15 protein-coding genes are annotated in these 13,142 nt (G+C 44.6%); 7 read left to right on the top strand and 8 right to left on the bottom strand.

What is annotated here, in order from left to right; translation table 11 throughout:
• The first annotated feature begins 133 nt into the window (after positions 1–133).
• Genes V5G21_RS13945 through moaC form a run of 3 tightly spaced genes read left to right on the top strand, consistent with a single transcriptional unit; the run spans position 134 to position 1,697 of the window.
• On the top strand, positions 134–622 hold the full coding sequence (locus V5G21_RS13945) for a MogA/MoaB family molybdenum cofactor biosynthesis protein (protein ID WP_073305118.1): 489 nt from the start codon (positions 134–136) through the stop codon (positions 620–622).
• Positions 619–1,191 (top strand): molybdenum cofactor guanylyltransferase, encoded by a 573-nt coding sequence (locus tag V5G21_RS13940; protein WP_035204664.1) that lies wholly within the window; start codon positions 619–621, stop codon positions 1,189–1,191. Before V5G21_RS13945 ends, V5G21_RS13940 begins: the two co-directional genes overlap by 4 nt.
• 5 nt (positions 1,192–1,196) lie before the next feature.
• Positions 1,197–1,697: a cyclic pyranopterin monophosphate synthase MoaC gene (gene moaC / locus V5G21_RS13935; protein WP_073305120.1), complete on the top strand. Its 501-nt coding sequence runs from the start codon at positions 1,197–1,199 to the stop codon at positions 1,695–1,697.
• An 8-nt stretch (positions 1,698–1,705) separates the two neighbouring features.
• Here moaC and V5G21_RS13930 read toward each other — a convergent pair whose 3' ends face one another.
• Positions 1,706–3,145 (bottom strand): 4-hydroxyphenylacetate 3-hydroxylase family protein, encoded by a 1,440-nt coding sequence (locus V5G21_RS13930; RefSeq protein ID WP_073305122.1) that lies wholly within the window; start codon positions 3,143–3,145, stop codon positions 1,706–1,708.
• Positions 3,146–3,250: 105 nt separating this feature from the next.
• Here V5G21_RS13930 and V5G21_RS13925 point away from each other — a divergent pair, with 105 nt between their 5' ends.
• Together V5G21_RS13925 and V5G21_RS13920 are read left to right on the top strand one after the other, a co-directional pair.
• The gene (locus tag V5G21_RS13925; RefSeq protein ID WP_035204662.1) at positions 3,251–4,054 is read left to right on the top strand and encodes an Fpg/Nei family DNA glycosylase; all 804 of its coding nucleotides are present in this window, start codon (positions 3,251–3,253) and stop codon (positions 4,052–4,054) included.
• Positions 4,055–4,182: 128 nt separating this feature from the next.
• Complete coding sequence (locus V5G21_RS13920) at positions 4,183–4,869, top strand: queuosine precursor transporter (RefSeq protein ID WP_011245743.1); 687 nt, start codon at positions 4,183–4,185, stop codon at positions 4,867–4,869.
• A 34-nt stretch (positions 4,870–4,903) separates the two neighbouring features.
• Here the strand turns inward: V5G21_RS13920 and V5G21_RS13915 are convergent, their stop codons facing one another.
• From V5G21_RS13915 to groES, 7 genes are all read right to left on the bottom strand, one after another.
• Positions 4,904–5,644, bottom strand: coding sequence for an SIS domain-containing protein (locus V5G21_RS13915; protein WP_338464831.1), 741 nt, complete (start codon positions 5,642–5,644; stop codon positions 4,904–4,906).
• 14 nt (positions 5,645–5,658) lie between these two features.
• On the bottom strand, positions 5,659–6,936 hold the full coding sequence (locus tag V5G21_RS13910; RefSeq protein ID WP_011245741.1) for a PTS ascorbate transporter subunit IIC: 1,278 nt from the start codon (positions 6,934–6,936) through the stop codon (positions 5,659–5,661).
• Between the two features lie 43 nt (positions 6,937–6,979).
• Positions 6,980–7,261: a PTS sugar transporter subunit IIB gene (locus V5G21_RS13905; RefSeq protein ID WP_011245740.1), complete on the bottom strand. Its 282-nt coding sequence runs from the start codon at positions 7,259–7,261 to the stop codon at positions 6,980–6,982.
• A gap of 12 nt (positions 7,262–7,273) precedes the next feature.
• On the bottom strand, positions 7,274–7,711 hold the full coding sequence (locus V5G21_RS13900) for a PTS sugar transporter subunit IIA (RefSeq protein WP_011245739.1): 438 nt from the start codon (positions 7,709–7,711) through the stop codon (positions 7,274–7,276).
• On the bottom strand, positions 7,708–9,612 hold the full coding sequence (locus V5G21_RS13895; protein WP_338464830.1) for a BglG family transcription antiterminator: 1,905 nt from the start codon (positions 9,610–9,612) through the stop codon (positions 7,708–7,710). Before V5G21_RS13895 ends, V5G21_RS13900 begins: the two co-directional genes overlap by 4 nt.
• Positions 9,613–9,996: 384 nt before the next feature.
• On the bottom strand, positions 9,997–11,634 hold the full coding sequence (gene groL, locus V5G21_RS13890) for a chaperonin GroEL (RefSeq protein ID WP_011245737.1): 1,638 nt from the start codon (positions 11,632–11,634) through the stop codon (positions 9,997–9,999).
• A gap of 34 nt (positions 11,635–11,668) precedes the next feature.
• A complete protein-coding gene (groES, locus tag V5G21_RS13885) occupies positions 11,669–11,953 on the bottom strand; it encodes a co-chaperone GroES (RefSeq protein ID WP_011245736.1) in 285 nt (94 codons plus the stop codon).
• Positions 11,954–12,182: 229 nt separating this feature from the next.
• Here groES and V5G21_RS13880 point away from each other — a divergent pair, with 229 nt between their 5' ends.
• Positions 12,183–12,905: a CPBP family intramembrane glutamic endopeptidase gene (locus tag V5G21_RS13880; RefSeq protein ID WP_011245735.1), complete on the top strand. Its 723-nt coding sequence runs from the start codon at positions 12,183–12,185 to the stop codon at positions 12,903–12,905.
• A 9-nt stretch (positions 12,906–12,914) separates the two neighbouring features.
• Complete coding sequence (locus tag V5G21_RS13875; protein ID WP_035204656.1) at positions 12,915–13,115, top strand: hypothetical protein; 201 nt, start codon at positions 12,915–12,917, stop codon at positions 13,113–13,115.
• Positions 13,116–13,142 lie beyond the last annotated feature (27 nt).

Here is a 13,142-nt window from a genome sequence, read left to right as displayed (position 1 = left end):
TTGCAATGGCCGCTCTAGCTTATCACAAATTCGTTGGTTCGCCACTTTACGCCTCCTTCCTTCCTCACTTACAATAAGTATGAAGAAGCTATTTCCACAATTTTAGTATAGCTGAAGTGGGGGGTAAAAGAAAATGCATCATACGCACGATGTGCCAGTCGTAAAAGTTGCCGTCCTCACACTATCAGATAGCCGCAGTGAGGCAGAAGACAAAAGCGGCCAAACCATTCAATCACTATTAGGGGAGCACCATCAAATCGTCCGTTACAAACTGATCGCCGATGATGCAGAGAAACTGCACCAGACTGTTACAGAATGGGCGCAAGCCGTTGATATTGATGCGATCATCACAAACGGCGGCACTGGGCTTAGCAAGCGCGATATCACGATTCAAACCGTTTACCCGCTTCTTGATAAAGAAATGAAAGGGTTTGGCGAATTGTTCCGCGTTAAAAGTTACGAACAGATCGGCGCAAAGGCACTCCTTAGCAATGCACTAGCTGGTGTACGTGAGAACACAGCCATCTTTTGCCTGCCTGGCTCAAAGAATGCTGTTGCATTCGCAATGGAAGCCTTTATTGTGCCGATTTTATCTCATTTAGCTGGAGAATTGCGCAAATGAACATTGCCGGCCTTGTCCTTGCTGGCGGGAAATCTTCCAGGTATGGAAGCCAAAAACTATTTGCCGACCATCAAGGACTTCCCCTTGTCATGCGTAGTTTTATCGCATTAGAACAGGCTGGCATTGACGATGTTTATGCCGTAACCAACAGTGCCTTAGCGCCTGCTTTTACCAACATCGGGGTGCCAGTCATTTGTGATACGACCCCTTACGAAGGGCCGCTCATTGCCCTTCAACACGCGATGGAAAAAGGAAGTGCTTTAGGGCATGAGTGGTTCCAAGTCTTGGCCGGTGACTTACCCTATGTCCACTCGGCTATGATCAAACAGCTCGTCAATCAAGCTCGCTCTACTCCGGGCGCTGATATCGTCTTGCCAATAAGCGGCACGAGAGCACAACCGCTCCATGCTCTTTACCATAGACGCTGCTTGCGTTATTTTCCTGAACTCGGGCAGGAAGAAAAGCGAATGCGTGCTTTATATCAAATCGCAACGGCTAAACATGTATCTTTTTCAGAAGATGAACCTGCATTTACCAACATTAATTTCCAGTCAGACTGGAAGGAGTGATTCCCTTGAGCCAATTCTCACACTACAACGAAGACGGGCTTTCTAAAATGGTTGACATCTCCTCTAAATCAGCAACAAGTCGGACGGCGACAGCAGAATGCCGTGTCCGGATTTCGCCTCGCCTTTACGAGGCGATCCATGAACAATCATTAAAAAAAGGAAACCCATTGCCAGTTGCCCAAGTAGCAGGAATCATGGCCGCCAAGAAGACGGCAGAATGGATTCCAATGTGTCACCCTATCCTCATCCAAGGGACTGACCTTTCTTTTAAGTATGAACCAGTCAAAGACGGCTACATGCTCGTGATTGGCGCAACGGTTACCGTTGATGGCAACACAGGCGTTGAAATGGAAGCATTAACAGCTGTTACAGCTGCTGCGCTGACTTTTTACGATATGTGCAAAGCGGTCGATAAAAGCATGGTGATTGAAGAAACATTGCTCGTCAAAAAAACAGGCGGCAAAAACGGCGACTTTTACCATCCACGCAGAGAAAAAATGGATTAGGATTGACCCTAATCCATTTTTTTTAAAAAGGTTTGCACCCATTCCACGTACTTCTGTTTTTGACAATCTGCAAAATGGTAAAGACCAGAAGCGACACGAACTGGATCACCGAAAAAATAGCGTTCGTACAACATTTGCCGGGAGCCAAATTCGCTAATGCTTAAGTCGCGAGCAAGGCGGAGCAATTTCGTTTTTTCCTTCGCGCTCGTATATTCGCCGCGCATAAAACGTTCCAATCTCCCAGCGATCGGCGAGGCAAAATCCTTTTTACTTGGCGCTGAGATGAAGTGGCTCGCGCCAAGCAATTGAATGATCTCAATCAAGCGCGCGTATGTCATTTGAAAATAACACGCACTAGCTTTTAACGGTTCTAGCTTCGGCACCATGATCTCGTACTCATTGGCTTGCGCTTGCGTTTCCGCTGAATAAACAAATCCACGCATTGCTTCCAGAGCGACAATTACTTCTGATACTTTCCCTTGCACATGAGTGTGTTGGCCTATATTTAGTGTATCGACAAGCGCTTGGGCAACGCCGAGCAGCCACTCCGTTTTAACGATTTGCCTGTTCGCCGCCTGATACAGCAAAAATGCTTCAATGCCTGTTCTCGCAAAGAGCTGGCTCATTAGCCATTCATTTCTATACATAAATACCCGTTCCCACGGGACAAAGACGTGGTCAAACACGACAACCGCATCGCCCTCTTCAAGAGTAGCAGATAAAGGATAGTCAAATTGCGTTTCTTTCCCGAAAGAAGGCCTGCTTAAAAATAGGAGCCCTTCTGTATCTGAGGGGACAGTGCAGCCAAACAAGTAATCGCTATCGACAAATGCAGCTGATGGAAGGACCAACAGTTCGTCGGTAATCCCCCCTTGTGTCGCCAAAAGCCGGGCTCCGTCTATCACGACTCCTTTTTCGTTTTCCTCGATAATCTTTGCAGCAACGGGCTGCTCGACACTTTCTCCGTCAGGATAAAATGGTTTCCTGCTAATCGATGGGTTCACAAACGTGTGCGTAAATGTATAGTCGTTCTTTACAGCTCGTTCATAAATGGATTGTATGCTTTCCCCATACTCTTTTCCATCTTCGGCAAAGAAATCTTTTGCCCCTGCCATAATTGCAATCATTGTATTCACGTATTCAGGAGAACGGCCTAGCACGCCTAAAGTCGATTGCGCCCACAATTGAGTTGCTTTCCTGCGCTTCGTTAAGTCTGCTTTTGTACGTGGAATTTCAAAAGAAAAATTAGCGTTTTTGTCGCTTGCTTGCAAAATATCTGCATAGTCATCATCCAGCACCATATCGTACAAGCTCGCTTTTGCTTCTAACACTGCCTTAAAAGCAGGATGTTCTGTGCTTTTTCCTTTTACGAATTCACCATCAATCCAAATTGTGCTTTCCAATTGGGCAATTCGCTTTAAATATTCAGCACCAGTCACCATTGCCATATCAACGCCTCCTTAGACGATATTAGCCTATGCGATGGACACAATGGAGGTGTATAACGACATGAGCCCAAGCAAAAACTAGCTAAAAAGAGAGGAGTGGTTGCTATGCCTGAGATGCCTGAAATGGCCACTTATCAAAAATGGCTTACCCGCACTGTAGTCGGCCAAATGATCACAGACGTCGAGGTAAACCGGGAGAAGTCCATTAATGTGCCTGTATTCGAATTGAAGGCAGCGGTACAACATCAAATCGTTACGGAAGTGTCACGACGGGGTAAGCAATTGCTCTTCCACTTGGCAAACGGGCACATGCTTTTGCTTCATTTAATGCTAGGTGGCTGGATGTATTGGGGGACAGAGGAGGATGCGCCAGATCGAACCAAACAAGTGATTCTCTCCTTTTCAAGGCACAAACTTTATTTTATCGGGCTGCGCCTTGGCTACATTCACCTCCATGACCAACAATCTGCTAAGCCCGTTCTTGCTAAACTTGGTCCAGAAGCAAGCAGCATAAATGCTGACGAATTTAAGAAAATTGCTAAGCATAAGCGCACGATGGTAAAACCTTTTTTAACGAACCAAGCCCACCTGTCTGGGATAGGCAATTGCTATGCAGATGAAATTTGCTACCATGCAAAGATGATCCCTTTACGGACAATCGACTCCCTCTCTTCCAAGGAATTAGCAGCATTGCACCAAGCAATCGCACCAACGCTGCAAGCGGCTGCCGATGCGGGCGGCTATATGAGTCACCCTTTCACTTCGTCAGATCGGTTGACAGGCGGTATGAACAGCAAACTTTATGTGTATGACCGCGAAGGTGAAGCTTGCTTCCGTTGCGGCAATCCCATTATTCGCCAGGAGGCATCAAAGAAAAACGTATTTTTCTGCCAAGTCTGCCAACATTAGTGGTGGTTTATGTACGTTTGTCACAAAAATCTACCTGTACTTCTTAGCTTAGATGTGGTAAAGTGTCCTACGGCAACAACGCAGTTCGAGACCTTCCTGCGTTATCAAAACTAAGGAGATTTTGCTAAATGCCTACAGAGTTATATGGGTTCATTTTTGCCCTCATCAATTTTTTATTGCTTGGTCTATTTTATAAAGTATTCGGCAAGACCGGCATGATTTGTTGGATCGGCTTTGCTACCATCCTTGCCAATTTGCAGGTTGTAAAAACGGTAGAGTTGTTCGGGCTAATTGTCACACTCGGAAATGTGATGTATGCAACTACATTCTTGGCTACTGATTTGCTAAATGAAAAACATGGCAAACAAACGGCGCGGACGGCTGTATGGCTTGGGTTTGCCACTTTATTCATTTCCACTGTCATCATGCAGTTCGTGGTCCACTTCCCGCCGCATAGCGAGGACTTGGCGCAAGAACATCTAGCTTTCATCTTTGACTTCGCGCTCCGTATTGCCGCAGGCAGCCTTATTGCTTACTTAATTAGCAACCATTTGAATGTATACATTTTCGCTTTTTTCAAAAGGCTATTTCCAAAGCCGTCGATGCTCTGGCTCCGCAATAGTGCTTCCAGTTTTATTGGCCAAGCCTTTGATACACTCATCTTTTGCTCGATCGCCTTCCTCGGCGTTTACTCGTTTGATGTCTGGCTCGAAATTGCTTTCACCACGTATTTAATGAAATTTCTTGTCTCGTTGCTTGGCATCCCATTCATCTATTGGCTGAGAAGCATTAAACCATTAGAGCTGATCAAGTAAAAAAAACAGGACTGATTGAGTCCTGTTTTTTTACTTACATATAGTGAATTTGATGTTTGTGCCGTTCCATCATCGCTTCATTATATGCGTCGCCGCCATCTAAATTAGCGCTGCGGAAGACTGGGACTTCACGGCCTGCCTCTTCAAGTTGTTCAATCATTTTTAAAACGATTGAATGAATGATAAAGCTGCCAACGATCGTTGACGTCGGAGCGACTTTTTGCGACAACGACTTTACTGAAACAGCCGCATCACCTGGCTCGCCGTGGTTATCAATTACCAAATCGCTTACTTCAAACAGCCTTTTCCCAGAAGAGTGACGGGACTCGACACTTTTAGAGTAAGAAACGTTTGTCAGCGAAATAACGGTCATTCCTTTTTGCTTTGCTGCTATCGCCATATCGACCGCAACAGGATTTCTGCCAGACACCGAATGGATAAACAACACGTCGCCTTGTTTGACAGGCTTTGATTCAAGCAGGATCGTCCCGTATCCTTCAAGCCGTTCCAATTTAGAAGTCAACGTGATCGGTTCAACATTCAGCATAAGCGCTGGGCTAAAAATCGGATTAAACAGAGCCAAGCCGCCGGCGCGGTAAAAGGCATCTTCAGCAATAATGCCCGCATGGGAAGCACCAAATAGATAGAGCGACTTGCCTTCATTTATCGCATGGACCATGATATCAGCGGCTTTTCCGAGAACCTCTTCCCCCTCATCGACCGTTTGCCGTAAGAGACGGCTAATTGACTCGTAATATTGCTCCACGTAAGACATTGATTTCGTCCTCCTTAAGGAAAGAGTTTGGCAACTAAGTCACCAATAAAAGACCAAAGCGAGAAATCGTTTCCGCCAAAAATGACGATCCAATCTGACACCGTTCCACTCAACACCGGTACAGAAAGGCCGACAAGTAAAATCATCACGACACCGGCTGTGGCTGATCCAGCAATCGCTCCTTTTAACCCGCCAGTTGCGTTTCCAATAATAGCAGCCGTGCCAATTTCAAAAAAGCATGTAATCGTAAGGGGCACAATGACAAAGCTAAACAAACCGAGGCTGCCAGTCACGAAAATTGTTGCCACCGAGGTAATCATAGATACAATAAACCCAATTAGTACAGCATTTGGGGCAAACGGAAACAAAATGGGCGCATCGAGTGCTGGAACAGCATTCGGAATCCATTTTTGTGAAATCCCTTGGAATGCTGGAATAATTTCCGCAAGCATCATTCGTACACCTAGCAACAAAATCGTTAACCCGGCGCCAAACAAAATTCCTTGCATGAGGCTGTAAATAAACAAGTTCTGCTCCGCCCCAAACGCTGTTGAAGCAGCGTCGAACCCGATAATAAGAGATACGACCATATATACTAAGAACATTGTAATCGAAGACGTAATGCTAATTTCGCGCAAGAATTCGGTAGATTTAGGGAATTTTATTTCTTCCGATGATTTTCCTTTTGTACCAAACAGCATTCCCACCCAGCCAGAAACAAGAGATAGGATTGTGGTTGGATGCCCAATGATAAAATCATCTGAACCCGTTACTTTGCGGATAAATGGGCGCAAAAGCGCGGGCGCTATAATAATATAAAGTGCTGTCATCAGTGAAGCAAACAAGATTATTTGCGTATTGCTAAGAGCGTTTTCAACTCCAACGGCTACAAAGATAAACGGAAACCAAAACAACATATGGCCAGTTAAAAACACATGTTTGATTTTCGTAAAGCGTGCGACAAGCAAATTAATGACAAAAGCAATGAGCATCGCGATTCCGATTTGCGTCCCATATTGGCTTAAAATCGTATCAGACCCTAGCGCAGGCGCTACTTCTGCTTCTTGGATGTCATACATTAAATTAAACCCTTCTGTTAGCGGTGCAATCGAGCTTGTTAAAATATTTGTCCCCTGTGTTAAAATAACGACACCAATGATCGTTTTCGCCGTTCCTGAGACAACCGTCGAAAAATCTTTTTTCAACAACAACAAGCCAATCAATGCAATAAGCCCAAGAAAAATTGCTGGTTCCCGGATGATTTCAATAAAAAAGTTCATAACTCCTTGCATGGGAAACCCCCCTTTTTATGTTGGAAAGCAAAGCGGCCAAGGCTTAAGCCTTGATTTCCGCTGCTGCTTTTTCTTTGATCTCTGCCTTATTGACAAAACTGTTAATGATCACAACTGGTTTCCCAGCTGACTCCTGCAACTTTTCCCCTAACTCTTTGCTTGTGAAAATATAGTCCGCAGGCGTACTTTGCGCAGAAGCAACATCTCCAGTAAACACATCGGCTTCTATGCCTAACTCTTTTAAAACACTTTCCAAGTTCATTTTTAGGACCATGGAAGAACCAAGGCCAAACCCACATACTGTCATAATTTTTAATTTGCTCATACGACACACTCCTTATGAAATAATTTGATAAACGTCCTCGGCTGATTTGGCTTCACGTAGCTGACCGACTTTTTCTTCATCAAGCAAAAGACGCGATAGCCTCTCAATTAAGTGCAAATGGGATTCTGCTCCCGTGGCTGAAAATGAAAAGACAAGGTCAACTGGGTCATTCTCTTCATTGCCAAACGGCACAGCCTCTTTTAAGACTGCCAACGAAACGGCGTCCGTATGCACCGCCTCACTAGGCCTGGCATGGGCCATCGCCATCCCGGGGCCAATGACAATGTAAGGCCCGTTTTCTTTGACGGAATCAACCATTTGCTTAACATACTCTGAAGTTACCGCTCCTGACTTGACTAGCAAGGAACCTGATGCTTCAATGGCTCTCTCCCAGTCTTTTGCTTGAACGCCAACAGCAACATGTTCTTTTTTTATTAGTTCTTCTGTCATGTTGCACTCTTCCTCCCAATCCATTTCGTTATAAGCTGCTCTCTTTTCTCTTGTGTTTCCAAATAGCGGAAAAGCTGCAAGAAATCCTGGTTATGTGCTTCTTTAATTGCTAGCACGATCACGACTTCCACACGTTCAGGGTTAAAAGAGCCAAAATCAATTTCATGTTCAAATATGGTCATGCTAATGCCTTCTTTAATGACATTTTCAGGTCCGGCATGGACAAACGCTACCTTTGGCAAGAACACCATGTACGTGCCATTCCGTTCCACAGACATAATCATTTCTTGTACATATCCTTGGCGGATGTAGCCAGCCTTGAGCAGTGGTGCTGCTGCCAGAGCAATGCTTTCCTTCCAGTCGCTCGTGTTGGCCGTATGAACGGTTTCGTCAAAAAGCGTTGGCTCCACAGCTGAGGCATGGGCATATACTTGGTTGAAACAAGCGAGCTGTTTACGATTAATCATCTTTTGCGCTTCATGCTGAATCGTCCGTTTGTCTTCATCATTTAACAACGGGCTTACACGGAAAATTTTCGTTTCATTCCATTGTTTGATCGGCAGCTCTTGCGTGGTTAAGACAAAGTCGACATCGCTTTCTTCAAGGGCTTTTTCTAAATCCTCGGTGTTCACCACGTTAATTAAATGGAAACCTGGCTCAGCCTGTTGCAATTTTGTCGTCAAAATGGAAGAAGTAGCAAGTCCAGTTGAACAAACGACAATCACAGTCGGCAAAAACCGTTTGCTTTTGCTACGGTCAAAACCAGCGCTCACATGCATCGTAATAAAAGCAACTTCCGCAGCTACAAGCGTATACCCCATATCTGCTGTAATTTGGTGGACCATCTCGTAAATGGCACGATACCGAACTTTAATTTCCTCTGTATACGGGTTGTCAATAACAAGCCCTTGTTCGATTCTCAAAAAAGCCGCTTTCATGTGATAAAGCAAATCATTCATCAGTTTTTTATCTTTTAGCAAGTCGACTTGGAGAATGGTAGAAATTTGTTCAAGCAAAGACGTGCAAAAATCTTTTTCCTTCTGATAACTCTCCCCTAAGACAGCGTCATTTTTATAGGAAACGACTTTCGCTTGTCCGAGCAACGTATTCAGAAATGCGTGCTCGTGCTCAGCAGTACGGTTATCGCATAGCGCGGAAACAACTTCACTTAATTCACCAAGTCGGTGTCCTGCTTCGCGCTCTTCCTGAGGAATATACACATAATGGCCGTGCAAAATCCGCTCATACCACCAACAAAGGAAAATCGTCAATACACGCAAAGAGCCCTCGCTATAAAACACTTGCCGGTCCTCTTGGCAAGAACGAAGCCACCTATCAATTTGGCCGCGACCGCCATCCTTTTCACAGTCAAACCAACGCTCCACTCGCTCTAAGTCAACCTGTTTGTCCGTCAGCCAATGAAAAATGGCCCGGCGGATGCTCCGCTCCGTTCCATTCACCAAAAACCCTTTACGTGCTTGCCTTGCCAGCTGTAAACCAAAACGGTCAAGTGTCTCCTCAATATCAGGTAAATATTTTTGAATGCTTGACCGGCTTAAATGAAATTCATCCGCCAGCTGCTGGATCGTTACGGTCTCATGCATAATCGCAAACAAGCTCATCATCGCAATGTGGACATTTTTATCAAAAAAGACTTGATGGCCTTCGGCAATACGAAACAGTTCAGCACGCTTTTCCTCACCAACATGCAAAAATACGCCTTTGCCAGGCTCTCGCTTTAACGGGGCACCTGCCTGTTTTAACATGTCATCAATCGCATCTAAGTCATAACGTATTGTGCGACCGCTAACATTTTGCCATTTCGCCAAAAACTCAATAGTGACATAGTGGTTGCTACGGAGCAATTTCGTTAAAACGCTTTTTTGTCTGGACGATAACATCTTCATCACCCTTGCTGTAATCATATCTTGTGGCTGCCTGTAATTAAAGAGTGAAGTTTATCACAGTTGTGGCAAGAAAGTGATGGTTGTTGTCAAATAACTTTACATCTACTAAGCAAAAAACAAAGGATGTTGAAGCTCTCGTTTTCACAAGTAGTTGGCAAAAAATAGTGTGCCCATTCATACTAAAAAAAACCAAACTAGTGGAAAAAAACTAGCCGGCTCGGAATTAGAATAAAAAGACAAAGGAACCTGTTGATGTTTAGCCAGATTCCTTTGTCTCTATCTGTTTTGTTTTTTAGTCAATGTAACGCTAACTGCATGCGGGGACTGCATAAAAAAGAGGCTGCTAGGAGCAACCTCTTTGTAGGATGGAAGAATGCCTTACATCATGCCAGGCATTCCGCCGCCCATTCCTCCCATGCCGCCCATGTCAGCGCCGCCAGCATTTTCTTCTGGCTTATCAGCGATAACAGCTTCAGTGGTGAGGAACATTGCGGAAACACTTGCTGCGTTTTGTAGAGCAGAACGCGTCACTTTTACTGGGTCAAGAATGCCCGTTTCAACCATGTTCACATATTCGCCTGTAGCCGCATTGTAGCCAACGCCAACCTCTTCAGCTTTTAGCTTCTCTACGATGATAGAGCCTTCAAGACCAGCGTTGTGGGCAATTTGGCGAACTGGCTCTTCAAGAGCGCGGAGCACAATGTTCACGCCTGTTGCTTCGTCCCCTGTAGCGTCAACTGCTTTAACTGCTTTAATTACGTTGACAAGTGCTGTACCGCCACCAGCAACGATGCCTTCTTCTACAGCAGCACGTGTAGAGTTTAGGGCGTCTTCAATGCGAAGCTTGCGTTCTTTCATTTCTGTTTCAGTAGCTGCGCCTACTTTAAGAACAGCGACGCCGCCAGCAAGTTTAGCAAGACGCTCTTGTAGTTTTTCTTTATCAAATTCAGAAGTCGTTTCTTCTACTTGCGCTTTCAATTGGTTGACGCGGCCAGAAATTTGTTCTGGGTCGCCAGCACCTTCAACAATCGTTGTGTTTTCTTTTGTTACAACGACTTTTGCTGCGCGTCCAAGCGATTCGATTGTGGCAGATTTCAAATCAAGCCCAAGGTCTTCAGTGATCACTTGGCCACCAGTAAGGATGGCAATGTCTTCAAGCATCGCTTTGCGACGGTCGCCAAATCCTGGAGCTTTTACAGCTACAGCATTAAATGTACCGCGAAGCTTGTTCAATACAAGTGTCGCAAGCGCTTCCCCTTCAACATCCTCAGCAATAATTAAAACTGGACGGCTTTGCTGTACCACTTGTTCAAGTACAGGAAGCACTTCTTGGATATTCGTGATTTTTTTGTCTGTAATAAGAACGTATGGGTTGTCGAGGACTGCTTCCATTTTGTCTGAGTCAGACACCATGTAAGGAGAAGCATAGCCACGGTCAAATTGCATACCTTCTACTACTTCAAGTTCTGTTGAGAAACCTTTTGATTCTTCAATTGTAATAACGCCATCGTTGCCGACACGTTCCATTGCTTCCGCGATGATTTGTCCTACTTCTTCATCAGCAGAAGAAATCGCCGCAACTTGAGCAATCGACTCTCTGCCTTCGATTGGTTTTGAAATTGCTTTAAGCTCTTTCACTGCAGCAGCCGTTGCTTTTTCAATTCCTTTGCGGATGCCCATTGGGTTTGCACCGGAAGTAACGTTTTTCAAGCCTTCACGGATCATTGCTTGTGCAAGGACTGTCGCAGTCGTTGTTCCGTCACCAGCAATATCATTCGTTTTGCTTGCTACTTCAGCAACCAGCTTAGCGCCCATATTTTCAAAAGCATCTTCAAGTTCGATTTCTTTTGCAATCGTCACACCGTCATTGGTGATGAGTGGTGAACCGAATTTCTTTTCTAGAACAACGTTGCGCCCCTTAGGCCCAAGCGTTACTTTTACTGCATTTGCAAGAGTATCTACGCCTTTAAGCATGGAACGGCGCGCTTCTTCACTAAATTGAATATCTTTAGCCATTTGTATTCGCCTCCTAGTGTGTTCTTTCCCTTACTTAGCCAATAATCGCTAGTACATCGCTTTCGCGAAGAATGAGGTATTCTGTGCCTTCATACTTCACTTCTGTACCTGCATATTTAGAGAAGATGATTGAATCGCCTTCTTTTACTTCAAGTGCCACTTTTTCGCCGTTGTCTGTTACGCGACCAGTGCCGACAGCAACAACCTTGCCTTCTTGCGGCTTTTCTTTTGCAGAATCAGGCAAAACAATCCCACTTGCAGTTTTTTCCTCAGATTGAATTTGCTCAATGATGATGCGATCTCCTAATGGTTTTAACAAGGAAAACACCCTCCTTTGAAGACGTATGTAGTCTTATTAGCACTCGGATTCGATGAGTGCTAACACATTTATTATAATAATCATTCCCCACTTGTTTTGCAAGGGGGTTGCTTAACTTTTTTTGTCGATTTACAAGAGATTTTTATTCTAAGTGCTGTTCACTGAATTTATGGATAAACTATGGTATGATGAAGCAACGAAAATCTGATTAGGCTAAAGGAGTTACGCTGTGACAAAACGTTATTTACTCGTCGTGTTTGCTTATATCGTTATGCAGACTGGTCTGGCTATTTTGGTAAGCTGGCTGCTGATTCGTTACTTTGCCATTTCCGGCGCCTTGAACATCGGCTTGTCATCCATTATTACATTTACGATTGGTTTAATCGCCATCCTCCTTATTTTACGCAAAGACGAAGACAGAGGCGGGGGCCTTCCTGGAAAGAAAGCGACCGTTCCAGAAACAATCGCGTGGTCGCTTATCGGTATCTTCCTTGTATTTGCGACACAAACTGTTGCCGGCTTGATTGAACAACAGCTTCTTGGGATTGACCAAGGATCTGAAAATACTGCGCAACTGGTTGAAGTCGCCCAAGATTTTTTGCCTTTTATTCTTGTGGTAGCGATTCTTGGGCCGATTATTGAGGAACTCGTTTTCCGAAAAGCGATTTTTGGCTGGATTTATGTCCGCACCAATTTTTTTGTTGCGGCTCTCATAAGCTCGATAATCTTTGCTGTCATCCACTTTGATTTTGAACATATTTTGGTTTATGCTGCTATGGGTTTTTCGTTTGCCTTCTTATACGTAAAAACGAAACGGATTATTGTACCTATTATCTCCCATATGGCGATCAACAGTTTTGTCGTCATTGTCCAAGTCGTGTTTGCTGAGCAACTGGCGGAGATTATGGAGCAATACGAGCAGCAGTCATCCTTTATCCAGTTATTCTTTTAGGGGTGCCCTATGACAAAGTCGCCAATTTTTATAGGTCTATCGTATGTGTTGCTTGGTGTTGGCTTCATTGCGCTGACGTTTATTAACGTCAACCAAAATGGTTGGGGATTTATGTCTTTTTTTACCGCCTTTATCGCAGCCGTCGATTTGTACGTGGGCTGGCTCAACCTTCAACGAGGGTTTAAAAAGAAACCAAATCAATCAGACTGAAAGTAAAGATGGGAAAAAACGAGGGTT

Origin of the sequence: Shouchella rhizosphaerae (genome assembly GCF_036700015.1) — a bacterium.
Classification (GTDB): domain Bacteria; phylum Bacillota; class Bacilli; order Bacillales; family Bacillaceae_D; genus Shouchella; species Shouchella rhizosphaerae.
Note: the sequence above shows the minus strand (reverse complement) of the source record. Positions and strands in the feature narration are given on the sequence as shown.